Raw genomic sequence first — 25,298 nt, 5'->3', positions numbered from 1 at the left:
TTCATTGTGGACAAACGCTAACGAACTCAGAAAACGTTATGAAGCCCAAAAGCGGGCTTTTGATAGTCTAACGAATCGAGAAAACGCTATTGCAGGAAAGACAGCCCCAAATCACGCTTTTTCGCTAACGTAACGAGGCTGCGATTCGTTAGCCATTCGAGTATGCGCATGATGAGGACAATTGCGTGTGCACGGTTCGTTAGCTCTGCGACAGCCTCCAAATCGGTCTGCAGAGAAAAGAAGATGATCATGGAGAAAGCGGATATGGTCGGTTGGAGCCCTATATCCAATTCCCTCCCCAAGCTCAAACATATGGATTAGCACACAAAGGACCTGAGGCAAAGCCTCAGGTCTTTCTTTAGGCGCTCCAGAATAAGCGCGTTTTCCGTGCTTATTCTGCACGGACGTGCAGGAAAGTCTGCCGAGAAGTCGATTTCCGGCTTCTCGGACTTAGTGGGCGAACTTCGGCTCGCAGCGCTCTCGCTGTAAGCGCGTTTTTCGCGCTTATTTGTTCGGGCGCTCCAGAATAAGCGCGTTTTCTGTGCTTAATCTGCATGGACGCGAGGGAAAGGTCTGCCGAGAGTCGATTTTCGGCTTCTCGGACTCAGTGGGCGATATGACAGCCCCTAATTCATATGTGTACAAAGAAGCCCCCTACCTGCGGTAGGTGCGAAACAGAATGTCACGGTTGTAGTTGCCAAACCCTTCACCGTACAAGGTTAAACCGCCGACATGCGCGGCATGGCTCGGCACCTCAAGCCGCAGTGTCCACTCGTTGCGGGACATGGGGATATCCTTGATCGAGACAGCCGATAGCCGCTGTCCGTCAAGGAATGTTCCCTGCTCTGTGACCCGGATGATCTTCAACCAACCATATTGGTTGATCGTGTCCGGCCACCAGGCAGGCGTGAGTTGGCCGCGGCCTTGTCCCGAATCACCGGGACTGGTCCAATAGCCGAGCAGCGTATCATTGACATAAAAATGAATGTCAGACGGCCAATTCGCTTCAATTCCGGGGGCTTCGGAGCCGATTTCCAGCGAAATCTCGATTTCCTCAAGCGTCTGACCGGGCAGCGCATAGTTCGGAATGCGATACTCCACGAAACCGCTGCCGAACCATAGAATCTTGGCATGCATCCGCTCCGGCTCGAAGAAAAAGCGCGGATCATCATATTGACCAATCACATGATCAGCGGTTGCCAAACCGCAGGTTGGATGGACATCGAAGCGCGTGTAGTGGCCTACCGGAATCGCAACTTCATCGAATGCTCGCTGCTGCTCGATTGGCTGCGGGAGCCGCATTTCGATGCGGGAGATGGCCAACTTACACATTTTGTGCGTACCGTTCTGCTTGCGTACTAAATCGGTCTGAATAAGCCCTCCAGCCTCGAGCTTTTTAACGTGCATAGTTACGATGGCGCTGCTTAATCCGAGCATATGGGCTAATTCCTTGACATTCATCTCTTTCTCAGCAAGTAGCTCCAGAATCTTAAGCCGCACATCGCTAGCCAGCGCTTCATACAGCGGCAGCCATTTGCGGTCTGTTGTCGTTTGGATCATCGGACAATCTCCTCTTAAGTAGACTAATTAATGAAAATATGAATGCAACAGAAGGCAGATGAAAAGCTTGAAATCCTCTGCAGATTATTGTTTAATATAGTCATTGACATAATAAATGTATTAACTGATTCATATTTTTATTAATTATACTACGAGGTGAATGCAATGTCTATGAAAGCTAGTATGATTATCGACAAAGATTTTAAAATTGGAGAAGTAGATTCTCGTATTTATGGCTCATTTATTGAGCATTTGGGACGTGCGGTCTATGGCGGAATTTACGAACCTGGACATCCACAAGCGGATGAGCAAGGTTTTCGAGCAGACGTACTGGAGCTGGTAAAAGGGTTGGATGTTCCGATTGTTCGTTATCCGGGAGGTAACTTTGTATCCGGTTACAACTGGGAGGATGGCATTGGACCGTTAGAAGGGCGTAAGAAGAGACTTGATTTGGCTTGGCGCACGATTGAACCTAACTTAGTTGGACTGAATGAATTCATGGATTGGTGCCGCAAAGCAAATACAGAAGCCATGATGGCGGTTAATCTGGGGACTCGCGGCCCTGATGAGGCTAGAGATATCATTGAATATTCCAATATCCAAGGCGGCACCTACTGGAGTGATTTACGGATTGCGCATGGGTATAAGGCGCCCCATAACATCAAAACCTGGTGTCTAGGCAACGAAATGGACGGCCCTTGGCAAACGGGCAGCAAAACTGCCGCGGAATACGGACGCACAGCCTGTGAAACGGCCAAAGTCATGAAGTGGGTCGACCCGTCAATCGAGCTTGTTGCTTGCGGCAGTTCAAGTCTCACTATGCCTACTTTCCCTGACTGGGAAGCGACTGTACTTGAGCATACGTATGATCATGTTGATTATATTTCCCTGCATCAATATTATGGCAATCGTGATAAGGATTCAGCCAATTTCCTCGCACAATCTATGGGCATGGATCGGTTCATCCATACGGTGATTTCGACGGCGGATTACGTTCAGGCCAAAAAGCGCGGTAAGAAGAAAATCAACCTATCCTTCGACGAATGGAATGTTTGGTATCACTCCAACGAGGCGGACCGGAGAATTGAGCCATGGTCCATCGCACCACCGCAGCTTGAAGACATTTACAACCATGAAGATGCCTTGTTAGTTGGTTGTATGCTTATCTCCATGTTGAAACGTGCGGATCGTGTGAAGATGGCTTGTTTGGCACAACTTGTTAACGTCATCGCACCGATCATGACCGCGAATGGGGGAGCAGCCTGGAAACAGACGATCTACTATCCTTACATGCATGCAAGTGTGTTTGGACGAGGGACTGTTCTTGTGCCGCTGATCAAATCACCGAAATACGACGCGAAGGATTATACGGATGTGCCTTACTTGGAAGCTGTTGCCATTCATAACGAAGACAAATCCGAAGTGACGATCTTCGCGGTTAACCGTCATCTAGAGGAGGCACTTCCTTTGGAACTGGATCTTCGCAGCTTTGGTGAATGCCGAGTTATCGAGCATATCGTTCTGGAGAACGACGATTTGAAAGCTTCGAATACCATAGATGCCCAGGATCGGGTGAAGCCTCACACAGGCGGAAATGCGACCCTATCGTCAGACAGTCAGATTCAGGCGATACTTGGCAAAACATCGTGGAACGTCATTCGGTTGAAATTAGTTTAATAATAAGACATGGCCCGGGACTACCCCTGCCATGTCTTTTATTTTATCCGCAGCCTTTACGGTTTATTGCAGAGACGCAGCTAAACGGATCAAGACGTCGGCCTGATGAGCCGTCAGCCTTTTGCCGGTTTGTGCCTGCACTTCATGGATAAATGCATCGTAATTACCGTGCTCAAGCTTTTTCACAAGCGAGTTCGTAACCCCGTCGGCTCCCGGACCTGCTACAAATGTACGGGTTACGTTTGAAATGGAACTAACGGTCGTCTGAACCGTGTACGTAAACGATGCGGATGCTGTGTTGCCTGCGGTATCCTGAACATCGATGGTCACGACGTGCGAGCCGAGACCAATCTCATAGGCCGGAGCATCGACAAGAAGCGCGGAGCAAGGATTATAGACGAGGCCAGAAACCGTATCGGAAGCGGTACACTTTATTTGAACGGTTTGGTCTACGGTATATGTGGTTCCGCCGCTGATTTGAATCACGGGAGCCGTCCGGTCGATGCTAATTTCCGTACTTTTCGCTTGTTCCACGTTGCCGGCAGCATCCTCGGACCGGTAAAGAAGGGTGGTCCCGCCGTCGGCCTCAATGGTAATAGGCCCTCCGTAAGGCTGCCAGCTTATGCCGTTGTCGGTGCTGTATTGCGTGGAGCTGACGCCTGTCAGGTCATCCGTTGCCGTAAGTTTCACGGTCGCCTCCGAAACGTACCAGCCGTTACGGATCGTTCCTTGGGCGGTTGCCGTCGTCACAGGTGCGGTCACATCAAGTACGTTCGTTATCGCAATCGTGTTGCTGGCTGCACTTTCGTTATGGAGGCGGTCCACAGCGGTAATGACATACGTATATCGCGCGCCGTCAACAGCTGTCCGGTCGATGAACGTTCCCTTCGCGCCCTCCTGCTTGCGAACGGTAGCGACGATCTTCGTTGCATCCTGCAAGCTTCCTGCCGTATCACTCTCGAAACGGTATACGGTAAAGTAGGCCGCGTCTGATGTACCATTCGCCCAAGTCAGCTCCACACCGGATGGTTTGCGGATGGCCGAAGCGAGAACAGGGGCGGTCGGCGCTTGATTGTCGAGCCAAGGCATCGCAGGGACAAGGGCCGGGTAGCGGTAGAGATCGGTTTTTAACCGGTCTGTAAAGCCCAGCGGATTCGCCGGCAGCCATTTGGCGCTGAAGAAGATGCTGCCTTTGACGTTGCTGAAATTGCGATTATAGCTTACTTGGTCTGGCATTTCGTTCGGGTTTAGCCAACTCGGATCGTTTGAGCCGATGCGGTAGGTGGCCTGACCGCTGTAAAGGTGAACGTTTTTGTTCGCAACAACGCCGTTCCACCATTCGATCAGCTTGTCGTACGCGGCAGGCGAATAGCCCATGTACCAATAGATTTGCGGTGCGATGTAATCGATCCATTGCTGGTCGACCCATTTTTTCGTGTCCGCATAGATGGCGTCGTAGCTGCTGAGACCGTTCGTATCGGAGCCTGCCGGATCTTCCCCTTTGTTTCTCCAGATGCCGAATGGACTGATACCGAATTTAACGTAGCTTTTCTCCTGCTTGATTCTAGTGCCAATCTCCTGTACGAACGAATTGACGTTGTTGCGTCTCCAGTCTGCTTTGCTTGCAAAGCCCGCACCATATGCCAGGAACTCCTTCTGGTCGGGGAAGTCCACTCCGCTGACCGGGTACGGATAGAAATAATCGTCAAAATGAACCGCGTCGACATCGTAATTGTTCACGACTTCCATAATGCCGTTCATAATGAAGTGCTTCGCTTCCGGAATTCCCGGGTTGAAATACAGCTTTCCGCCGTACGAAACGACCCAGTCCGGATGCTGGCGCGCCGGGTGATCCGGTACCAGCTTGTCGAGACGATCCTGCAAGCTGATCCGATAGGGGTTGAACCAAGCGTGGAACTCCATATTGCGCTTATGCACTTCCTCCAGCATGAACGCAAGCGGGTTATACCCGGGATCCTTTCCCTGCACGCCTGTCAGCCATTCCGACCATGGACCGAATTGGGACGGGTACAAGGAATCCGCCGTCGGCTTTACCTGCACGATGACCGCATTGATCCCTGTAGCTTGCAGCTGGTCCAGCAGCTTGATGAAATCGCGTTTTTGCTGCTCCGGGTCCGTTACGCCTTTGTCCGGCCAGTCGATATTGTCAACGGTTGCGATCCAGGCAGCTCGGAGCTCTGACTTCGGAATGGCTGTCATCTTGTTCACCACCAAGTAGAAATCGCTCGTTTTCCCGCCATACGTCGCGGTAATCCGGGAGGTGCCGAATTTCAGCGCCGTAACAATTCCGTCTGCGCTCACCGCGGTGACCGCCGGGTTACTGCTCGTATACGTAACACCGCTAGTCAGCTGAACGGGGTCCGAAAGCCATGTGTAGGTGCCGAGCACCTTCGCCTGCAAGGTATCGCCAACCGTCATCGTGTGGAGCTCGGTCAGTTTGATGCTCTGCAATACCGGTACAGGGGCGTTTACATTCAACGTATAAGCCGTTGAAACGCCTTTATAGGACATTGTGATCGTTGTCGTTCCAGGTTTTACGGCTTTCACCATGCCATCGGCATCGACGGTTGCAACATCAGGAGTGCTGCTTTCAAACGTTGCTCCGCTCTGCACGGTAACGGGTTCAGTCATGTCCGGGTATACGGCGTACAGGCGAATTTTGTTCGAAGAGCCGGATTCCAGCTTCTCCAATGAAGATTGCTCTAATTTCGACGGCAAGGCTGCACTTGTTGAGACGGTCAGCACGTAGGATGCTTCTGGAGCCGTTCCATAGGAGGCATAGATCGTCGTTGTGCCTGCCTGCAGCGCCCGGACGGTGCCGCTTACGTCGACGGTTGCGACCTGATCGTTGCTGCTTCGGAAAGATAGCCCGCTTGTAACCGGAACCGGCTCCGCTGCGTTCTGGTAAGTCGCGAATACTTGCGCCTTCTTCGATTCCCCAACCTGAAGTGGAGGCAGATCCGCTAAATCGAGCCCGTAAACGGTCGAATCCGTGTAAAACGCCGTCAATTGGTCAAAATAAAGCGCGCCTTTGTTTTTATTGTTGTCTTTGGTCTCTGCCACATAGATTTGATTGAGCTTAATCGGAGCCTTCAGCGAGATCGGAACTGATACCGTGATGTACTTCCAGCCGGTCCAACTCAGCCCGTTTCCGGAGGTGAAGTCAAGTGCTGAGACGGTTCCCGCCGAATCTTTGACTTGAGCGCGCAGCCAATGGTTGTTGCCATCGCCGTACACCCAGAGGCCGAGTTTCTTTGGAAGTCCCTGCAGCGTTCTGCCCGTTGTGCCGTCAGGATCCTTGAAGTTAACATAAGCCGCCGAGGTTCCAATCGTTCCGGTAAAATCATAGGACAATTTAACAGCATGATAGCCGTAATAAATCGTTTCCGGTCGGCTGATGAGTCCGATGCTTGCCGTCGCCCTTGCCGAGGACGAGAAGAGATTAGCCGTTTGCTCAAAGCCTTCCACACCGGCGGCAGCTTGAACGGCAGCTAACGTCTGCACATCTGGGCTCAAAGCAGCCTCCGTGTCCGCGCTAGCAACGGGTACACCGAACATGATTGTGCTCAAGAACAATAATAAGGCCATGGTAAAAGGGATTGAAACTGCGCGAATTTGAACAGATTTCTTCAACGGGATTCACTTCCTTCTCATTATGTATTCGCTTACATAATTGCCGAAAATACGGTTTTCCTCCTTTCTTCCTTTCTCTTAGCAAATGTTATAAAAAATTTCGGCTGCCTTTAGCATACAAAATAATATTTCAACATTCAATAATATATGTGAAATTTTATTTTACTGAATTTTCAGGAGAATCGTTCTATCGGGCAAGCTCCTTTATTTTACAATCGATGCTCTGGTATGATGAGAGAATATGACTAATTGAAGGAGTTTCGTGCGTATGAAATTAAAGCTGTTTGGCGTCATTGTTCTGGCTCTCGGCTTATCCGCCTGTGGAAATAAACAAAATGAAACGCAGCCTGCGGCGGTAAAAGTGGATGTTCCTAAGATTTATCAAAATTTCTGCATCTCGTGTCATGGAAATCAATTACAAGGCGGACAAGGCCCTAATATCCAAAAAGTAGGAGAACGTTTAGATGAAGCCGAGATCATCAAGCGTATTCAAAAGGGTGGTGGCGGAATGCCGCCGTTCCAAGTGGCACTGAAAGAGGAAGAATTGAAGGCGTTGGCGTCATGGCTGGCAGGGCTTAAATAATGGGTATATATGGTAATACTAAGGTTCCTTTAAGGTTAGCTACATAATTCCTTCACATTTGGTATTTATAATAGGGGCAAGAGGAGAGTGATGCAATATGCACTTGAATTTGAAGCCCCGGAACCATCTTCCTAAGAAGATGAGACCAAACCGTCTGGGAGCGACGATTTCGCTTTTATTATTTATGATAGTCTTACCTGTACTTTCAGTAGCCGGAATGGAACTTCTAGAACGTGGTTCCTTGCATGAAACAGTCCAATGGATAACAACTAATCGACCACTTTTTCTATTAAATGTAGGACTGTCCTTCTGTTTACTAGCTTTCATTTATGCGGTTGTAGGATCATTAGCTATTTCCGGATCCATCACAACTTTATTGCTCGGACTAATGGCACTGATCTCTTATATGAAGGTGAAAATGATTGGGGAGCCATTCTTCCCGTGGGATATTTTGCTGAATAAAGAAAGTATGGATATTGCTTCGCTCGTAACAGGGAAAGCCGCACTTCTCCGAATCGGAGCTGTGGTCATCGCGGTCATTCTTGTATTTTTACTGAAATGGATTCTTCCGCGCATATCGTTTTCTATCATCAGTCGAATTGGTTTAGGGCTGTTCTCGCTCTATGCCTTATATGCATTTGCAATCAAAACACCGTTAGCTGGAAAAATTCTTGACCATTTGGGTGTAAACGAAATTGTGTGGAATCAGAAAGAGAACTATGCGAATAATGGATTAGCGTTAGCTTTCACCCTTAATGTCAAAAACTCGATCGTTCAAAAGCCAGAAACGTATAGTGATCAGAGTATTGCTACCGTTGCAGCTAATCTCCAAGAAGCAGGCGTGCAAACGGCAGGACTGAAAAAGTCCGTAGATGCTGATTCTCTAAAAGGGAAGAAGCCGAATGTGATTTTCATTATGAGTGAAGCGTTCTGGGATCCAACTTTGCTAACGAACGTGAAGTTCAGTGAAGATCCGGTGCCCACCCTCCATCGTTTACAGAAAGAGTCGAGTTCCGGATATCTGTTGTCCCCCCAATTCGGTGGCGGTACCAGCAATGTGGAATTCGAAGTGTTGACGGGGAACTCAATGAGCTTTCTGCCAGGAGGGTCCATTCCGTATCAACAATATATAACGAAACCAGTACCGAGTTTGGCGAGTTATTTTGCCGATCAGGGCTACAAAAGCATGGGAATTCACTCCTATGAAGGCTGGTTCTGGAACCGAAATTCGGTGTATAAGGAGTTAGGCTTCGAATCGTTTAAGAGCAGTGAATATTTCGTGAATCCGGAAATGAAGGGTTACTTTATCTCTGACGCCGAAGTGTCTAGGAGCATAATAGATGAAGTAGATAAAACCGAGGAGCCTATGTTTATGTACACGGTAACCATGCAAAATCATGGGCCGTATGATGAACCTCGGTATGGAGAAAATCAGTTCAAAGCACAAGGCAACTTGACGCCTGAAGCAAAAACGATTCTTGAAACCTACGCGCAGGGCGCACACGATGCGGATCAAAGCTTGCAAATGCTGATCGATCACTTCAAGCAATCGGATGAACCGACGATGATCGTATTCTATGGGGACCATTTGCCGATGCTGGGATTAGATTATCAAGTATATAAAGAAGCAGGCTTCATCCAAAGCAGCAACGCGAATAATTGGTCGCTGGAAGAAGTGAAGAAGATGCACAGCATCCCGCTTGTTACTTGGTCGAACTTCGATATGCCGAAGCAGGACATTCCGCTGCTCAGTGATTCCTTCCTTGGTGCCCACGTGCTGGATATGCTGCATATGGAAAAACCGGCGAACTTCAAATTGAATGCCGAATTGGCGGCGCAAGTGCCAGGACTACTGAGTAACCTTGTTGTTGATGCGAACCAAGAACTCCATGCTAAGGTTCCCGAATCATCGCAAGCACTCCTTAATGACTATAGGAATGTGCAGTACGATTTACTTTTCGGCAAGCAGTACTTGGCTGAACATATTGATCATGACTATTTGACGAAAACCTCTCAGGATAAATATAACGCTGAATTTGGTGAAGAACATGTGCAAGCAGCGGGAGTGAACAGTAATTCCCCGCCGGCTAAGCCGGTGAGCGCGCAGTAAGAGAAGAGAAGTCCCTGTTTGTTGCTTTGAGCGACGAGACGGGGACTTTTTCGTTTTTTGGTTGTGGTGGAGGGCGGTGAGCTGAGAGGATGGTTTTCATCGCTAAGTGGAGGAGAAAGAGGGAAATGAGCACTTTAACGATGAAAAACATGCTTAAGAAAGCGGAATCAGGTTGGATTCGCATGTGTGGTGAGCTGAGAGGATGTTTTTCATCGTTAAGTAGAGGAGAAAGAGGGGAAGCAGCACTTTAACGATGAAAAACATGCTTAAGTAAGCGGAATCAGGGTTGATTCGCATGTGTGGCGAGCTGAGAGGATGTTTTTCATCGTTAAGTAGGCCTCCATCTGCGGTAAAAAATAATCATTGCCATGGTTAGGGGAATTTTGGTAATATAGACTTCCGTCTCTACGCGGCGGCTGCAAAAAAAGCTAGTGGATAAGGATCAAAACAGCTCAGGAGGTGTTTTATGCTTTTCGCGGTTTTGGCGCGCAAGGCGTATGCGAGGAATTTGCAGTATCGCGGTTCGCATCTGCTGCACAATGCAGTGAGTGCGGTGTTCGGCTTCATTTATGCTAGCATCTGGACTGGCTTGGGGAGCGACTCGTCACTCGGTGAATACGGGGCTAAAGGGATTGTAGGTTATATTGCTTTTAACCAAGCGATCCTTTGGATTACGCAGTTCACGACGAATGGACTCGGGCTCGAGCAATCGGTGCGCACCGGGCAAATTGCGGTCGATCTCATGCGGCCGGTACACTTATTCTATCAGGCGATGAGCCGGGAATGGGGCCAGGTATTTTATCAGTTTCTTTATAAATTTATCCCGATTTATGCCCTCTATTACTTTATTTTCTCCTTACAGCTTCCACATCACGCTTCGGTTTATGGCTGGACAGCGATTGCGCTCGTCTTGGCGGCATATATCTCCATTTGTACGAATTATTTGATAGGCGTTGCAGCTCTGTGGACCACAGAGTCACGTTGGTTTTACTGGGTCAATTATTCCTTCAGCACTCTGCTCTCCGGCTTTTTCATTCCTCTAGAATGGTTGCCAGGTTGGCTCCGCACGATTAGCTTTTACACACCATATCCCTATCTACTCTATTACCCAACTCGTATTTACATGCAGCTTGAACAAGGAACTGTTGTGCTCGGAGCTCTCCTATGGGGCATCGGGTTTACTTGTGTCTGTTTGGCGGTTACGCAAGGGGTACGCAGAAAGCTGGAGGTGCAAGGCGGATGATGTCAGTAAGGCTCTATATATTGCTGATTAAGGCGAGCTTGCGAAGCCGAATGCAGTATAAGTTTAACTTCTTTTTTTCGACCGTGATGGCTTCCTTTGTACATATCTCAGAATTTCTGATGGTGGCGCTCGTGATGATGCGTTTTGGCAATATCAAAGGCTGGACACTGTACGAGGTATGCTATCTGTATGGGGTCATGATGATATCCAAAGCGATTTATCGCACGCTAGCTTCCGATGTGCATCATCTAGAGAAATATCTCGTTTCGGGTGATCTGGATGCACTTCTCACACGGCCTGTCCCTGTACTGTTAGCGCTGATGACACAAAATTCACGGCTCTTATTTGCTGAAGTAGGGCAAGGTATCATCTTACTTTTTATCGCTATGAAAGCTTTAATGGCTGATGGACAAATCGGATGGTCAGCCGTTCCTTTAACGGTGTTAATTATCCTAACGGGTGCCATTATTTTATTCGCCATTGGTTTGGCAACTGCAGCAGCCGGCTTTTGGCTGACCCGGATCGAATCCCTGCAAAATATGACCGAAGACGCTTCTCAAACCGCGGCGCGCTATCCGCTTTCCTTATATCCAAAGTGGCTGCAGGGGGCGCTATTGGTGCTCGTTCCGGTAGGCTTCGTCAATTACATACCTACTTTATATTTACTGAGACATCAAGGTGGTATCGGGATGTTGATAGGAACCATTGCTGTTTCATTCGTTGCGCTCTGGTTGGCTATGCGTTTCTGGAAGCTAGGATTATCTCGCTATCAAAGCACAGGAAGTTAACCGAGGGCTTCATACAAGGAGGGATCACAAGAAACATGATAACCGTAACGAATTTACGCAAAACTTTTCAAACTCCGATAGTCAAAGAAGGCAAGTTCTCAGGTATTCGAACGTTGTTCTCACGAGCCTATAAAGAGAAGGAAGCGGTACGCGATGTAAGCTTCGAGATTGAATCTGGCGAGTTCGTCGGGTATATTGGACCTAATGGAGCAGGAAAGTCTACAACGATCAAAATGCTCACCGGCATTCTACACCCAACCTCCGGCGAAGTTCTTATTCACGGCTATAGTCCTCAGAAGCATCGAAGACGAGTCGTAAAGCAGCTTGGCGTTGTATTCGGTCAGCGCAGTCAGCTGTGGTGGGATCTGCCGGTTAAGGATTCCTATGAAATTCTAACGGCGATGTATCGGGTGGAGGAAAGCACCGCACGCCGCAGATTAGGCGAATTGACTGAGCTTCTTGAACTGAAGGAGCTGATGGATACGCCTGTCCGGAAGCTTTCCCTCGGGCAGCGGATGCGGGCCGATTTGGCGGCTTCGATGCTGCATGATCCGGATATTTTGTTTCTGGATGAGCCTACCATCGGGTTGGATGTTGTCGCCAAGCGGAACATTCGCGGCTTTCTTCAGACATTAAATCGAGATTTCGGTAAGACGATTCTGCTGACAACGCATGATATGGATGATATCGAGCAATTGTGTAAAAGAGTCATTGTGATCAATCATGGACAAATCGGATATGACGGGTCGATCGATGAGTTGCGGGAGCGGATTGGCTTACCAACGATGATGAAGGTTACTTATCGAGGTGAAATCCAAGTCCCTGCCAGCTGGGAGCTTCCGTTTCGCGTGGTGGAGCAAGATACGAATTGTCTCACGATCGCTTGCAACCGTCAGGAGTTGAAAGCGATGGAAGTGCTGCGTATTGTCAGCAGCTGGGGCGATATGGATGACGTACATATGGAAGAGCCTGAGTTTGAAGAGGTGATCCACGGTGTATATAAATAGATAGAACTGGAGTGAGACCGTATGCCTATAGAGAACGAAGAACGGGAGAGGGAGACGCAGCGCGTTGCCTCTGTCCGAGCTAATATACAGCAGCGAATTGAAGAGCTGCGCCAAACGGTGGATGAGCGCCGATCGGAAGCGACAGCAATTGGCCGCAGCTTCTGGGATGATATCTCAGTCAATGCGGATAATGCGGATGATTTGATTGAGACGGCAGCGAGTATGGCCCAGCAGGAGCACGTGCTGCAGGGCCAAGAACGCAGCTATCGCTTGGCGCAAGATGCGCTGCGTAAGCTGCAGCGTGTTGTCGATGCGCCGTATTTCAGCCGCATTGATTTCAAGGAGCGCGGTGAGCAGGAGCGCGAGAAGATTTACATCGGACTGACGTCCTTCATAGATGCCAAGACGGATGAAATTCTTATCTACGACTGGCGCGCGCCTATAGCCAGTCTGTTCTATGACTATCCGCCGGGCCCGGCGACGTATCGGACACCGGAGATGGATGTCAGCGGCGAGCTGATGCTTAAGCGCCAGTACATCATCAAAGCCGGAGTACTGCAGGACGTGTTCGATACGGGGATCTCCATCGGTGACGAGATGCTTCAGCAGATGCTGAGCCGCAGCGCCGACGAGAAGATGCACAGTATCGTCACGACGATCCAGCGCGAGCAAAACCAGATCATCCGCGATGATCGGCACAAGGTGCTCGTCGTGCAGGGGGCGGCCGGCAGCGGCAAAACCTCCGTCGCGCTGCAGCGTATCGCGTATCTGCTCTACAAATATCGGACGACGCTTAGCGCAGACAATATGATTCTGTTTTCGCCGAACTCCCTGTTCAGCGATTACGTCTCTCATGTACTGCCGGAGCTTGGCGAAGCTACCATGCAGCAAACGACATTCCAAGACTATTTAACACATAAATTAAGCGACACGGGTCTAACGCTGGAAGATCCCTACGATCAATTGGAGTTCATCCTTACGGGGACGGATCAAGATCCCGCTTACGCAGCGCGGCTGCAAAGCATTCATTACAAAACGTCCGCTGCTTTTCTCAGTGTCATTGAGGCCTACGGGGAGAAGCTGAAAAACGGCGGAATCCGATTCCAAGATTTATCGGTAGGTAAGAAAGTGTTGATTACCGCCGAGGAGCTTAGCGAACGGTTTTACAGCAAGTCCTCTATTCTTGCTTTGGGTGAACGGATGGAGCAGTTATCGGAGTGGCTGCTGGAGAAGCTGGATGAATTTCAAGCAGATGTACAGAAGAGGTTCTATCGTAAAATGGTACGGGAGCCGAAATATGTGGGCACCGAGCCAGAGATGAAAAAGATGAGCAAGGTCAAGGCGCATAAAGCGATTGCTCCACTTAAGGAGAAGGCGCGAAAACTCGCTTATGTGGACGTGCTCGGGATGTACAAAGACCTTTATATAAATCGTGAGCTGCATCAAGAGCTTATGCACCATGAGGGAAAGCGCCTGCCCGCAGCTTGGGATACGATCAGCGCCTTCACGGCAGACGCGCTTGCTAAGGGAATGCTGCATTACGAGGATGCGACACCTCTTGTCTATTTGAAGGGTCTCGTTGAGGGGCAGCTGCGCGTAGGCACCATCCGCTATTGTCTTGTGGATGAAGCGCAGGATTACTCTCCGTTTCACTATGCGTACTTGAAGAAGCTGTTCCCGCGTGCTCGGTTTACCCTGCTAGGGGACTGGAATCAAGGGATCTTCACGCACGCGAACGCGAGCAGCAGTACGGATGGCGAGGGGCAACCGAGCGAGTACAGCTCCATTAGCGAGCTGATGAAGGAAGACGAGACGGAGACGATCCGCCTCGTCAAGAGCTACCGCTCGACGCGCGAAATCGTCGATTTCGCTAGTCGCGTGCTGCCGGGCGGCGAGCCGATCGAGCCGTTCAGCCGCAGCGGCGAGGCGCCGCGTGTTCTGCGCGCGGCGGACGATGGCCGCCTTAGCCGCCTCGTGGGCTGAGGCGGCAATCGCTAGACGCGACGGCGGTGCAAGCTCCGTCGCGATCATTTGCAAGACCGAGCGCGAGACGCGCCGCGCGCACGCTAGCCTTAAGCCGCTGCTGCCGGGACTCGCGCGGATCACCAAAGAGACGCTGCACTATGAGGCAGGCGTCATGATTCTGCCGGCGTACCTCGCCAAAGGGCTCGAGTTCGACGCCGTTATTCTCTACGATGCCGGGCGGCTGTCTACGCGGAAGCGAAGGAACGCAAGCTGTTTTACACCGCTTGCACCCGTGCCCTTCATCACCTAGACGTGTTCTATCTAGGTGAATTGACACCTTTTCTCCTGAACGAATAGACATTCGTCCATACACATCTGCCCTGCCCGACATAGGATAGATCGAGTAACAAGAAAGAAAAGGTTCTTGCAGGCAGAAGGGAGGAATAGCCATGTCAGGCGTTGGATATTCTAACACAGCTATTGTATTGGTTCTGTACATTCTGTTGGTCATCATTCTCACAACATTCTAATATAAAATAGGATGCACAAAGCCGCCCTCTGATTGATAGGAGGGCGGCTTTTCTTGTTATATGCTCGAGACATGACTAGTTAACCTTTTGAATGTCCCCAAGTCTCGCTGAATATCAGATTCGTCAGGCTCCTGCGTTTCTCCCAATTGGCTGTCTCCAAAATGGGCTTCTCTGGATAATTTTCTGTGAATCCAATAGATAGCAAGGCTATTGGATCAATATGAGGAGGTATCCCTAGGATATCTCGCACATCATTTTTCTTGTAGAAGCTTACCCAGCCCATCGCTAATCCCTCTGCACATGCGGCTAGCCACATGTTTTGAATCGCACAGGCAACAGACATGATATCGGTTTCTGGTATCGAATTTCTTCCTAGCACATGAGAACCACCGCGTGTTGGGTCACAAGTAACGCAAATCGTGATCGGGGCCTGCTTGATGCCTTCGATCTTGAGATTAAGAAATTCGTCTTGACGCGTATCTTCATAATGAATGGCCAAAGCCCGTCTCTCTTTATCTGCCGCCCAAGCCAAACGTTCTTTCACTTTATCCGTAGAAATGATGATAAAATTCCAGGGTTGCATAAATCCAACGGAAGGACCATGGTGCGCTGCATTTAGCAATTTCATTATCGTTTCTTCCGGGATAGGATCCGATAAAAATGTTCGTACATCCCGTCTTGTATAAATGCTCTTGTACAAGCCTTCCTTTTCTTCTTCCGTAAACATTCCTTTCACCTCACCCCTTCATTAAGCTCCCGTACGATGTAACTATTCATTAAATTTACACCCTCTCTTCTCTTTTTGCAATCGATGGAAGACCTAATTTCGATAGGCGTCTAAATCTAATTTGTCGCACCGCATAAATCCACATGAATAGGAAATCTTAATTTATAAAAAGTTTCCACCTAATACCAATGTGGGAGATTAGCTTATGTCCGGAACCAAGAAAATTACCGCGCTTCAATTATATTTTGTATTAATCCTATCCATTGGCATCACGAACCATGTTTTATTAATTCCGGTGCTGCTGCATTTAGGTAAGCGTGATTCCTGGTTCGGCGCAGCATTGTCCCTGATTCCTTTGCTCCTATGGGTATGTCTGCTTTATATCGTCGTTAAACGTTCGAAACAGATGAACATGATGGAGTGGATCAAACGGAAAATTGGGAAAGTGGCTGTTTTTCCATTCAAGCTAGGTCTCATTGCCATTTGTTTTGTAAATGCCATTATAACTATAAAAGATATGGTGACATGGACAAATGTGACCTATTTACCTCGGACACCGCCTTTCATGATTGCTCTTCTGTTTATAATCTTTTGCTTTTTCGCGGCGAGATCAGGGGTGCGAGCGATTGCAATTACCTCAGGCATTCTACTGCCAGTTGTCGTTTTTCTTGGGTATTTTGTGATGGGAGCTAATTTCCAGTATAAAGACTACAGCCTGCTTACGCCTTTATTTACACACGGTTATGGACCTACACTTACTTCCATCATGCTTACTTGTGGCGCCTCCTTCGAACTGCTAACTCTTGTATTCCTCCAACATCATGTCGATACCCGTATCCGGCTGTCGGCTTTATTGATTCTTGCAGCAATTATGATTGGACTTACCATAGGACCGTTAACGGGCGCTATTGCCATATTCGGTCCTTTTGAAGCCGCGGATATAAGGTATCCAGCCTTTGAACAGTGGCGCATGGTTACCTTGGGGAAATATATTTCCCACTTGGATTTCTTGTCTATTTTCCAATGGATATCAGGGGCTTTTGTCCGGACGTCGTTGCTTATGTTTCTTAGTGTGGATGTTATCGGTATTCAAAAGAAGCGCACAAGGACCCTAATTCTGCTAGGGATTAGCCTGATGTTTCTAGCGGCGAGCTTGTATCCAGTTACTGACAACCAGATGGTGCATCTCATTCAAAATAAATATTATCCCGTTATGTTTGGAATAGGCTTAAGCTTGCTTCTTGTCTTGCTTGTGATGTCTATCCTGCCGGGGAGACGAAAGGAGAAGAATGCCTAATGAATGAGCAGGATTTGCGAGATTGGTTTGCGTTGTCTGACGATGTGATCGTGAAATCTTACCGGTTATCGGATGCTCATCCGAAGGGGCGAGTGATACTTATGTATTGCGAAGGTATGACGAATATGGATCATATCGAGAATCTCGTACTGCCTAAACTTGAAGGTCTATTCAAAAATCAAGTTGATGCTAACGCCTCTAAGTTAGATGTGAATACGATGCTTCAATTGATTGAAATTACGGGATCTAATGCCATAGAGACGATGACGGTTTCGTTGTATGCGGGATCGCTGATCTTGTTTTTCGAGGAGACGCAATTGCTGTATGCACTGGATATTTCTGCGCCACCCAATCGCTCACCAGAGGAATCAAGTACAGAGACATCCATCAAAGGTCCAAAAGATGCCTTTACAGAAAGCATCGTTACGAATATCGCCCTTGTTCGTAAACGTTTGCTGACGCGCAGTCTTTGCGTTGAAAAAATGCAAATTGGAACGAGAAGCAACACCTCGGTAGCACTCCTTTATATAGACGATGTAATAAATCCGAATATCCTCCAGGAAGCAAAGCGGCGGCTTCAAGCTATTAACGTTGATGCTTTGATTAGCAGCTCGCAATTAGAAGAAGAGATGTCTGGACGCAAATACCCATTCTTTCCTCTGTTGGATTATGCGGGAAGACCCGATTATGTTGCGGATAGCTTGCTGCGCGGACGATTCGCGGTCATGGTAGATGGTTCTCCTATGGCCATTATTGCGCCAGCGAATTTGATGTATATTCTGAAATCCCCTGAAGATGTGCATTCCCCGTATTACTATGTTGCCTTCGAACGTATTTTGCGTCTAGGCGGGTTGATTGTTTCAACCTTATTGCCCGGTTTTTGGATTTCACTATCCGCCTTTAATCTGGACCAAATCCCGTATCCCTTAGTAGCTACCATCGCCACATCCAGGCTGGGATTACCCTTGTCAGGTCCGATGGATTTTATTATCATGCTGCTGCTGTTCGAAATGTTCCGAGAAGCGGGTGCACGGCTGCCCAAAGTGGTAGGTCAAACAGTCACTGTCGTTGGCGGACTTATTGTTGGGGACGCCGCCATACGTTCGGGAATCACGAGTCCTACAACATTAGTGGTGACCTCAATTACGACGATATCGATGTACACCCTAGTGAATCAAACGCTAGCAGGAACGATTACAGTGCTGAGGATCATCGTTTTGATCATATCCACGATTTTCGGTATTTACGGATTTATGGTATCCCTCATGGGACTCGTTTTATATTTGTCAACATTAGAATCATTCGGTGTGCCTTACTTAGCGCCCTTGTCGCCGCCTCAGTTCAGGGATATCATCCCTGCCATATTGGCTAAACCGTGGAACAAAATGAAGCGAAGACCGAAGGCATTAAGTACGAAGGATGACACACGCCAAGGCGGGGAATCCTCATGATAATGAAAGGTTTAGGACGATTAGCCGTCGGTTTGCTGCTTCTGGTTAGTCAGACAGGCTGTTGGGATATGAAGACGATCCAAGACACGAATTACATAACAGCGATGGGCTTTGATTATCAAAAAGGGCACTACATGGTGTACTGTCAAATGTTGGACTTCTCTAACGTGGCTAAACAGGAGGGCAGTAAAGGAGGGCAACCCCCTGCGATTTGGGTCGGACAAGAGGAAGGGGAAACGGTTAATGCGGCTTTCGCCCGATTGTACAAAACCATACAGCAGCGAGCCTTGTGGGGGCATGTGGGTGCTTATGTTTTTACAAGAGAGGCCCTAAAGCAAGGTGTAGGTAAATTTACGGACAGTTCAGTACGCTATGGGGAAACAAGGTTTACTCCATGGGTTTATAGTACGGATGAGCCGATAGAGACGATTTTTTCGGTCATCCCTTTTTTCAATGTCTCCCCTTTGGCCTCTATTCTTATGCAGCCTGAAGAAAATTACCTTCAACGAGCATATATTCGTCCGCTCAAATTGTACAGGTTTGCTGCTCTAACTAGAGAACCTGGGTACACGGTGATGATGCCCACCTTGGCTATTCGTAAGGATGTGTGGGTGAAAAATGAAAAACCAGATCCTAAATTAGAAGTAAGCGGAGTCTATGCGATAGCTAAAAAAAATCAGGTGGAATGGCTATCAGAGGATCAGTTCAAAGGAGCGCGCTGGTTAGAAAACAGCACCGTCCGTACGCCTATGGTCGTTAATATAAATGGGAAGGCAAAACAATCTGTTATTATTAAGAAGCCTAAAGCCCGCATTACGCCGCGAATGAATGGAGATCAACCCCTATTTGATATTCACATTGAAGCCAAGGCTGTCGTTGTCGAATTGTTAGAGAACATTGATGAAGATACATTGAAAAAACAGATCGCCAAACAAATCTCTGAGGAAATCGAGCAAACCTGCAAGTTGGGAAAAAGCCGTGATACGGATATCTATCAGCTCGAACATGTGTTATATAAGCAAGCTTTTCCGGAGTGGTCTAAGCTTACAACTAACGGAGAGAAACCGCTGGAAAATTATCAATTAGGCGATATAAAAGTAGATATCCAGCTATCCCACTCCGGGATGCTTAAGATGAGAGAAAAAGAGGAGCAGTACTAGCTATTGACCTATATTTGAAGCCTTCATCTCCGCAAATTTGCGGTTTTGGAGGCTTTTTTTATAAAAATTTAAGAATTGTTTTAGGCGAGGTTTATAGCTGTTTTAGAGGCAGTTAATGCAGAGGGGATAAGATGAATACATGGAAGCGAGGAACGCATCCAAATTAGATAAAGCGTATGAATACGCGGAGGAAATAAGATATGAATAAGAAGTTAGCGATGTTGGGATTAGGCGTTGCGGTAGGCAGCATGATGCTAGTGACCTCGGTATATGCAGGTGTGGGAGACGCTCCCGGGTATGAAACATTCAAATCAGCATTTAAACAAACGGCAGCGGTGAAGAATGTAACTCGCCAGGTGAATGTATCCCTACAAGACAATGGGGCTTCATTACTCAATGTGAATTCAACCATTAAGAGCAATGGCGTCGATCACGCTGGCAGCGCGGTAGTCGAAGTGAAAAGTGGAACGGATGAGCAAACCATTCACTTCTACAGCCAAGATGGGAAGCAGATTGTAAAAACAGAGGATTCCGAGGTGTATAAAGTGCTGGAAGGTGAGGGGATGCCAGACAAATTCAAAGGGCATGACCAAGTGGGCCAAACACCTAACCCGCAAGTGATTAGCGAAGTGGAAAATGTGGTCGATGCATTGGTTGGTAACCTGAAGAACTATGTAACGATGAGTGAAGCACCTGGCAACGTGAAGGACATTCATTTCAAACTGTCTGGAAGTCAGATTTCACCTGTTGTGAACACGATTGGCTCGCTGGTTATTAAACACGGCACTGCAGAGAACAGTCACCGTCCAATCCCGGCTAAAGCGGATACCCTTGGTGTAGATGTAACGACACTTAAAAACAGCCTGCCTCAGCTTGTAACGGACATCAAAATGGATGAGGTCGAAGTGAATGCTAGCGTGGATGCGGATAACCATATTACGAATCAAACGGCACAAATCCATATTTCCGGTAAAGATGCTCAGGGTGCAGCGCATGATGTGGTCTTAAGTGTAGATATGACATTATCTAGTCTGAACTCGACAACACCGGATACGATTGATTTGAACGGAAAGCAAGTGGAAACAGTGAAGTTTGATGAGAATTCTCACAAAAGCTGGGGAGAGAAGCATTAATAGAAAGACAAGGGGAGGGTTCAACGAGCGTTGACCTCCTCATTCATTCTGAAAGGCGGCCCGTTCATGAAACCCGTAGTAGAAATTAGGAACCTCACGAAAACTTACAAAAATTTGCGCGGCATCCATCAAGTGAATATGACGGTGCAGCAGGGTGATATCTATGGGTTTTTCGGACCCAATGGCGCCGGTAAAACATCGGTCATGAAGATCATGGCTGGTTTAACAAAAGCGCAGCAAGGCGAAGTGAAGCTGTTCGGCTATGATGTGTCTACACATTATGAGCAGGCAATGGCGAAGGTTGGTGTGCTGATTGAAACAGCGGAAGCTTACACCTATATGAGCGGCAAGCGGAATCTGGAGTTAGCGGCGCGTTTTTACCCTGGGATCGGCAAGCAGCGAGTGGACGAAGTACTGGAGATCGTCGGACTCACCCCATTTCAGCACGAAAAGGTTGCGGGCTACTCACTGGGCATGAAGCAGCGGCTCGGACTAGCGGCAGCGATGCTGTCGAAGCCTGAACTGCTTATTCTCGATGAGCCGACCAATGGGCTCGATATTGAAGGGATGGTTCATATTCGGGAAATCATTATGCACTTAGCGCGTGAAGAGCGAATTACCTTCCTCATCTCCAGCCATCTCATTCATGAAATGGAGCTGATGTGCAATCGCATGGGCATCATTCATCAAGGACGGCTTGTTCGTGAGGGACTCATCTCTGAAATTGCCAAAGGCAGCGCGACGCTGGAAGAAGCGTACTTGCGCGAAATCAAGGAAGTCAGGAGGCTCGCGGCCCATGCATAGCTTAACCGCCAACGTCTGGAACGAAACGATCAAACTCGCATCGAAGAAGAAAACTATTTTCTTCCTAGCTGTTACGCTGCTTCTACCGGTTATTGCAGGATTATTGCTTGCACGCTTTCAAAGCGGCATCGGCATCGGAGCCATCGCATCGGGCGATTTCCCTATCGTCATGCTCGGTTTATTTACGAGTATCTTCCTGCCTTTGTTCGTGTTCATGGGAGCCGCGGATGTATTCGCTGGTGAGATGGGTGAACGCACGATGAAGAATACGCTCACTCGGCCTATCACTCGCTTTAAGGTTTTCGCATCCAAGCAAATTGCGCTGGGCGTGTACATTGTGCTTTATTTAGTCGCTGCCTTGGTGGCTTCGATCGTGTCCGCCTTATTTTTCCAAAATTTTGGAGGCGTAAGTACCGTAGTTACATGGTTCCTCGCCTATGGCTCGGCCTTCATTCCTCTGCTTGTGCTCAGTATTGCAGCCGTGTTTCTTGCGCAGTTTTTCTCTAGCAGCAGCTCCGCATTGACGGTGAGCATTCTTCTTTATTTGGCGTTTAAAGTAGCCGCTTTTTTCATTCCGCAAATTGCAACCTACTCGCCAACAGCTTACACAGATTGGCATATGCTCTGGATTGGCAGTTCGATGGCCATTGGCAAGATGAGCAGCATCTTTATGTTTTTGATGGCGTGTAGTATATTGTTTTTTACAGCAGGATATTATTTGTTTGATAAAAAGGAGATTTGATCCGGATGTCGATTCGTGTACGGCTGGTACTTTCCTATATAGCCATGCTGCTTGTACCACTAGCGCTCTCCGTACTAGCCGTGATCTTAATCAGCGTCGCAACGTTTGGGAATCTGAAGTCCGTCTTTCAGGTGGATTTTTCCCAAGGCAATCCGATCAAACGTGTTGTTGATCAAGAGCTAGAGAATGTCGCTTACATGAAAGCGAAGACGGATACGGAACCGGATGCTTTTCTGGATCCTGCATTCGTGAAGGATCTTGAGGAGAAATTCCATAAAATTAATATGGGCATCATCATCCGGAAGGATAAAGAGATTACGTACGTTTCACCGTATATTAAGCAGGGTGAGGCTGAGGATACCTCCAAGCTGCCTTCATTTGGCACATCATCCGGTCAATTTCAACGGAATCAAGGTTCCCTGTGGATAACTAGACAGCAGGATTTTTTATTTTCAGATAAAAGCAAAGGCTCAGTCTTCGTCTTTCTGGACGGCGGTCCCTTTCAAAAGTATCTCCACCAATTTTCCAAATCTGTCATTGTTACATTTGTTCTCATTCTCGTGTTGACGAATGGTGTCCTGACCTACTTCGTTTCTCGCAGTATTATTAGGCCATTAAGAGCGCTTAAACGTGCGGCGGAGGAAATCAAGGAAGGCAATCTCGACTTTGAGATTGTACCGCATTCCGATGATGAAATCGGCGAGCTTAGTACGGCATTTGAAGAAATGCGACGTAAACTCAAGAAGTCCGTGGAGGTTCAGCTTCAATATGAAGAGAACCGCAAGGAGCTTATTTCGAATATTTCCCACGATCTCAAGACGCCGGTTACGGCCATTAAGGGATACGTCGAGGGGATTATGGACGGTGTATCGAATTCCCCAGACAAGCTGGATCGGTACATTCGAACGATCTATAATAAAGCAGCCGATATGGACCGGCTCATTGATGAATTATTTCTGTTCTCCAAGCTGGATTTGGGCAAAGTGCCCTTTCAATTCGAGAAGGTTGATCTCGGACAATACGTGTTGGATTGCGCGCAGGAATTGCAGTTCGATATGGAGAAAAAAGGGGTTCAATTCGCGCTCACCGAGCTGCCGAAGTCACCGCTGTATGTGACAGCAGATCGTGACAAGCTCAGACGTGTACTGCTCAATATTATCGAAAATGCGATAAAATATAGTGAAGAAGGCCAATGTCACATTACCTTAACGTTGAGAGAGATAGACGGCCATGCCGTCATTCAAATAAAAGATAGAGGTCAAGGCATATCGGAAGAGTCGCTTCCTCATATTTTTGACCGGTTTTACCGGGCAGATCCTTCACGTAACACAGCTACCGGAGGAAGCGGGCTTGGGCTGGCGATAGCCAAACAAATTATGGAAGAGCACGGCGGAAGAATCAGCGCAACCAGCATTATCGGACGGGGAACGACCGTGTACATGGCATTACCGCTTAGTCAGCAGGGGGAGAGCGAAGGATGAGTCGAATCTTAATTATTGAAGACGAGCAAAGTATTGCGGAGCTGGAGCGGGATTATTTGGAGATCAGCGGCTATGAAGTCGATATCGAAAATAGCGGGGATAAGGGGCTCCAGCGAGCCCTCTCTACAGAGTATGATCTCATTATTCTCGACCTGATGCTGCCGAAGGTGGATGGCTTTGAAATCTGCCGGCGTATTCGCAGTGAGAAGGACATTCCCATCGTGATGGTTTCCGCTAAAAAGGAAGACATCGATAAAATCCGCGGCCTCGGCCTCGGCGCTGACGACTACATGATCAAGCCCTTCAGCCCCAGCGAACTGGTGGCCAGAGTCAAAGCCCATTTAGCCCGCTACGAACGGCTGATGGGGCGGCGCGAAACGCGGAATGATGAAGTCCGCATCCGCGGTTTAATGATCGATAAAACCGCGCGCCGTGTTTTTGTAAACGAGAAAGAAGTCGTCTTCACGACGAAAGAATTCGATCTGCTCACCCATCTGGCGATGAATCCGAATCGGGTGTACAGCAAAGAGCAGCTTTTTGACCTCCTCTGGGGCATGGACGCCATGGGAGAAATCGCGACAGTGACCGTACATATTCGCAAGCTGCGCGAGAAGATTGAACAAGATCCGTCCAACCCGCAATATATTGAGACCATCTGGGGAGCGGGATATCGGTTTCGGATATAATTAAGGTTGATCTGTAATATGGTAGTGCTCTAAGCGAGGAGGCTGTCTCAAAAACCAATTTAATATTTGGGACGTTCTCTATCATGCTAACAATTTTGAGACAGCCCCATTTTCCGTACTCGGGAGTGAATCCCATATCCCCCCAAGTCTGAGCTTGGGGACTTGTTTAACTCGGTTGGATGTTCGATACGGAAAATAAGGTGACTGAAGATGCTTATTTGTTCGAATAGCTCCTGTTATGGATACTTAAGCAAGTTACATTCGCTTATTGTTCGCTAAAGCTCCCAGGATGTAACGTTGTGCAGAACATTAGCACGATCTGTTGTCTTATCTCACGAGATACCTCGATAGTTAGAAGGAATTAGCACACCAAACTTGCCTATTCATTCCCTAGCACAATGTAGATATTTTAATGAACTAGGTAGATATGGAAATGTTTCACATGCCAATTCGGCTATAAAAGAACCTTCATCCCACTGTTAGTGGAATTGGAGGTTCTTTTGCGTAAAATTCGGTACGTTCTCAATCATGCGAACACTTTTGAAACAGCCCATCTTTTTACAAATGAAACATTATAAATTTATCATTTGTTCATAATATTTGAGAATGAAGCAAGTTAATTTGCGGTTATTGCTAATTCACCTATAACAAGGGATAAAAAATAAATGATATCTTGTGCAAATAAGGGTTTTTATGGTAT

General features: G+C 47.9%; 21 protein-coding genes. 17 read left to right on the top strand and 4 right to left on the bottom strand.

The window, feature by feature from the left end; genetic code table 11:
• Positions 1 to 86: 86 nt before the first annotated feature.
• On the bottom strand, positions 87 to 290 hold the full coding sequence (locus ACBP55_RS33895; RefSeq protein ID WP_464648020.1) for a hypothetical protein: 204 nt from the start codon (positions 288 to 290) through the stop codon (positions 87 to 89).
• A 364-nt stretch (positions 291 to 654) separates the two neighbouring features.
• Positions 655 to 1,560, bottom strand: coding sequence for an ArsR/SmtB family transcription factor (locus tag ACBP55_RS33890; protein ID WP_173185756.1), 906 nt, complete (start codon positions 1,558 to 1,560; stop codon positions 655 to 657).
• A 165-nt stretch (positions 1,561 to 1,725) separates the two neighbouring features.
• Between ACBP55_RS33890 and arfA the strand changes: the two genes are divergently transcribed.
• Positions 1,726 to 3,237 carry an arabinosylfuranosidase ArfA gene (arfA, locus tag ACBP55_RS33885; protein WP_464648018.1) on the top strand — a complete coding sequence of 504 codons (1,512 nt, stop codon included), beginning with the start codon at positions 1,726 to 1,728 and terminating at the stop codon, positions 3,235 to 3,237.
• Positions 3,238 to 3,300: 63 nt separating this feature from the next.
• Here arfA and ACBP55_RS33880 read toward each other — a convergent pair whose 3' ends face one another.
• Positions 3,301 to 6,891, bottom strand: a complete 3,591-nt coding sequence (locus ACBP55_RS33880; protein WP_464648016.1) for a family 10 glycosylhydrolase — start codon at positions 6,889 to 6,891, stop codon at positions 3,301 to 3,303.
• 268 nt (positions 6,892 to 7,159) lie between these two features.
• Between ACBP55_RS33880 and ACBP55_RS33875 the strand changes: the two genes are divergently transcribed.
• From ACBP55_RS33875 to ACBP55_RS33840, 8 genes are all read left to right on the top strand, one after another.
• Positions 7,160 to 7,474 (top strand): c-type cytochrome, encoded by a 315-nt coding sequence (locus tag ACBP55_RS33875; protein ID WP_036632564.1) that lies wholly within the window; start codon positions 7,160 to 7,162, stop codon positions 7,472 to 7,474.
• A 97-nt stretch (positions 7,475 to 7,571) separates the two neighbouring features.
• On the top strand, positions 7,572 to 9,584 hold the full coding sequence (locus ACBP55_RS33870; protein ID WP_464648013.1) for a sulfatase-like hydrolase/transferase: 2,013 nt from the start codon (positions 7,572 to 7,574) through the stop codon (positions 9,582 to 9,584).
• Between the two features lie 125 nt (positions 9,585 to 9,709).
• Positions 9,710 to 9,835 (top strand): hypothetical protein, encoded by a 126-nt coding sequence (locus ACBP55_RS33865; protein WP_464648011.1) that lies wholly within the window; start codon positions 9,710 to 9,712, stop codon positions 9,833 to 9,835.
• 215 nt (positions 9,836 to 10,050) lie between these two features.
• On the top strand, positions 10,051 to 10,827 hold the full coding sequence (locus ACBP55_RS33860) for an ABC transporter permease (protein ID WP_464648010.1): 777 nt from the start codon (positions 10,051 to 10,053) through the stop codon (positions 10,825 to 10,827).
• Positions 10,824 to 11,615 (top strand): ABC transporter permease, encoded by a 792-nt coding sequence (locus ACBP55_RS33855; RefSeq protein ID WP_464648008.1) that lies wholly within the window; start codon positions 10,824 to 10,826, stop codon positions 11,613 to 11,615. The genes ACBP55_RS33860 and ACBP55_RS33855 overlap by 4 nt, the downstream gene beginning before the upstream one ends.
• Positions 11,616 to 11,650: 35 nt before the next feature.
• Positions 11,651 to 12,622: an ABC transporter ATP-binding protein gene (locus ACBP55_RS33850; protein ID WP_464648006.1), complete on the top strand. Its 972-nt coding sequence runs from the start codon at positions 11,651 to 11,653 to the stop codon at positions 12,620 to 12,622.
• 21 nt (positions 12,623 to 12,643) lie between these two features.
• Positions 12,644 to 14,605 carry an RNA polymerase recycling motor HelD gene (gene helD / locus ACBP55_RS33845; RefSeq protein WP_464648004.1) on the top strand — a complete coding sequence of 654 codons (1,962 nt, stop codon included), beginning with the start codon at positions 12,644 to 12,646 and terminating at the stop codon, positions 14,603 to 14,605.
• Positions 14,577 to 14,897: a hypothetical protein gene (locus ACBP55_RS33840; protein WP_464648002.1), complete on the top strand. Its 321-nt coding sequence runs from the start codon at positions 14,577 to 14,579 to the stop codon at positions 14,895 to 14,897. Before helD ends, ACBP55_RS33840 begins: the two co-directional genes overlap by 29 nt.
• A 299-nt stretch (positions 14,898 to 15,196) precedes the next feature.
• Here ACBP55_RS33840 and bluB read toward each other — a convergent pair whose 3' ends face one another.
• Positions 15,197 to 15,844: a 5,6-dimethylbenzimidazole synthase gene (gene bluB, locus ACBP55_RS33835; RefSeq protein ID WP_464648000.1), complete on the bottom strand. Its 648-nt coding sequence runs from the start codon at positions 15,842 to 15,844 to the stop codon at positions 15,197 to 15,199.
• Positions 15,845 to 16,049: 205 nt separating this feature from the next.
• Here bluB and ACBP55_RS33830 point away from each other — a divergent pair, with 205 nt between their 5' ends.
• The 8 genes from ACBP55_RS33830 (at position 16,050) to ACBP55_RS33795 (ending at position 24,598) form a co-directional block, all read left to right on the top strand.
• A complete protein-coding gene (locus tag ACBP55_RS33830) occupies positions 16,050 to 17,141 on the top strand; it encodes a GerAB/ArcD/ProY family transporter (RefSeq protein ID WP_464647998.1) in 1,092 nt (363 codons plus the stop codon).
• The gene (locus ACBP55_RS33825; RefSeq protein ID WP_464647996.1) at positions 17,141 to 18,592 is read left to right on the top strand and encodes a spore germination protein; all 1,452 of its coding nucleotides are present in this window, start codon (positions 17,141 to 17,143) and stop codon (positions 18,590 to 18,592) included. The genes ACBP55_RS33830 and ACBP55_RS33825 overlap by 1 nt, the downstream gene beginning before the upstream one ends.
• Entirely contained in the window at positions 18,589 to 19,752 is a 1,164-nt protein-coding gene (locus tag ACBP55_RS33820; protein ID WP_464647994.1) for a Ger(x)C family spore germination protein, read from the top strand. The genes ACBP55_RS33825 and ACBP55_RS33820 overlap by 4 nt, the downstream gene beginning before the upstream one ends.
• A gap of 200 nt (positions 19,753 to 19,952) precedes the next feature.
• Positions 19,953 to 20,885, top strand: coding sequence for a hypothetical protein (locus ACBP55_RS33815; RefSeq protein WP_464647993.1), 933 nt, complete (start codon positions 19,953 to 19,955; stop codon positions 20,883 to 20,885).
• 66 nt (positions 20,886 to 20,951) lie between these two features.
• The gene (locus ACBP55_RS33810; protein ID WP_464647991.1) at positions 20,952 to 21,689 is read left to right on the top strand and encodes an ABC transporter ATP-binding protein; all 738 of its coding nucleotides are present in this window, start codon (positions 20,952 to 20,954) and stop codon (positions 21,687 to 21,689) included.
• A complete protein-coding gene (locus ACBP55_RS33805; RefSeq protein ID WP_464647989.1) occupies positions 21,682 to 22,431 on the top strand; it encodes an ABC transporter permease in 750 nt (249 codons plus the stop codon). The genes ACBP55_RS33810 and ACBP55_RS33805 overlap by 8 nt, the downstream gene beginning before the upstream one ends.
• A gap of 5 nt (positions 22,432 to 22,436) precedes the next feature.
• Complete coding sequence (locus ACBP55_RS33800) at positions 22,437 to 23,912, top strand: sensor histidine kinase (protein WP_464647987.1); 1,476 nt, start codon at positions 22,437 to 22,439, stop codon at positions 23,910 to 23,912.
• Positions 23,909 to 24,598 (top strand): response regulator transcription factor, encoded by a 690-nt coding sequence (locus ACBP55_RS33795; RefSeq protein WP_029194561.1) that lies wholly within the window; start codon positions 23,909 to 23,911, stop codon positions 24,596 to 24,598. The genes ACBP55_RS33800 and ACBP55_RS33795 overlap by 4 nt, the downstream gene beginning before the upstream one ends.
• The last annotated feature ends 700 nt before the right edge of the window (positions 24,599 to 25,298 follow it).

Source organism: Paenibacillus sp. WG02, assembly GCF_055396115.1.
Note: the sequence above shows the minus strand (reverse complement) of the source record. Positions and strands in the feature narration are given on the sequence as shown.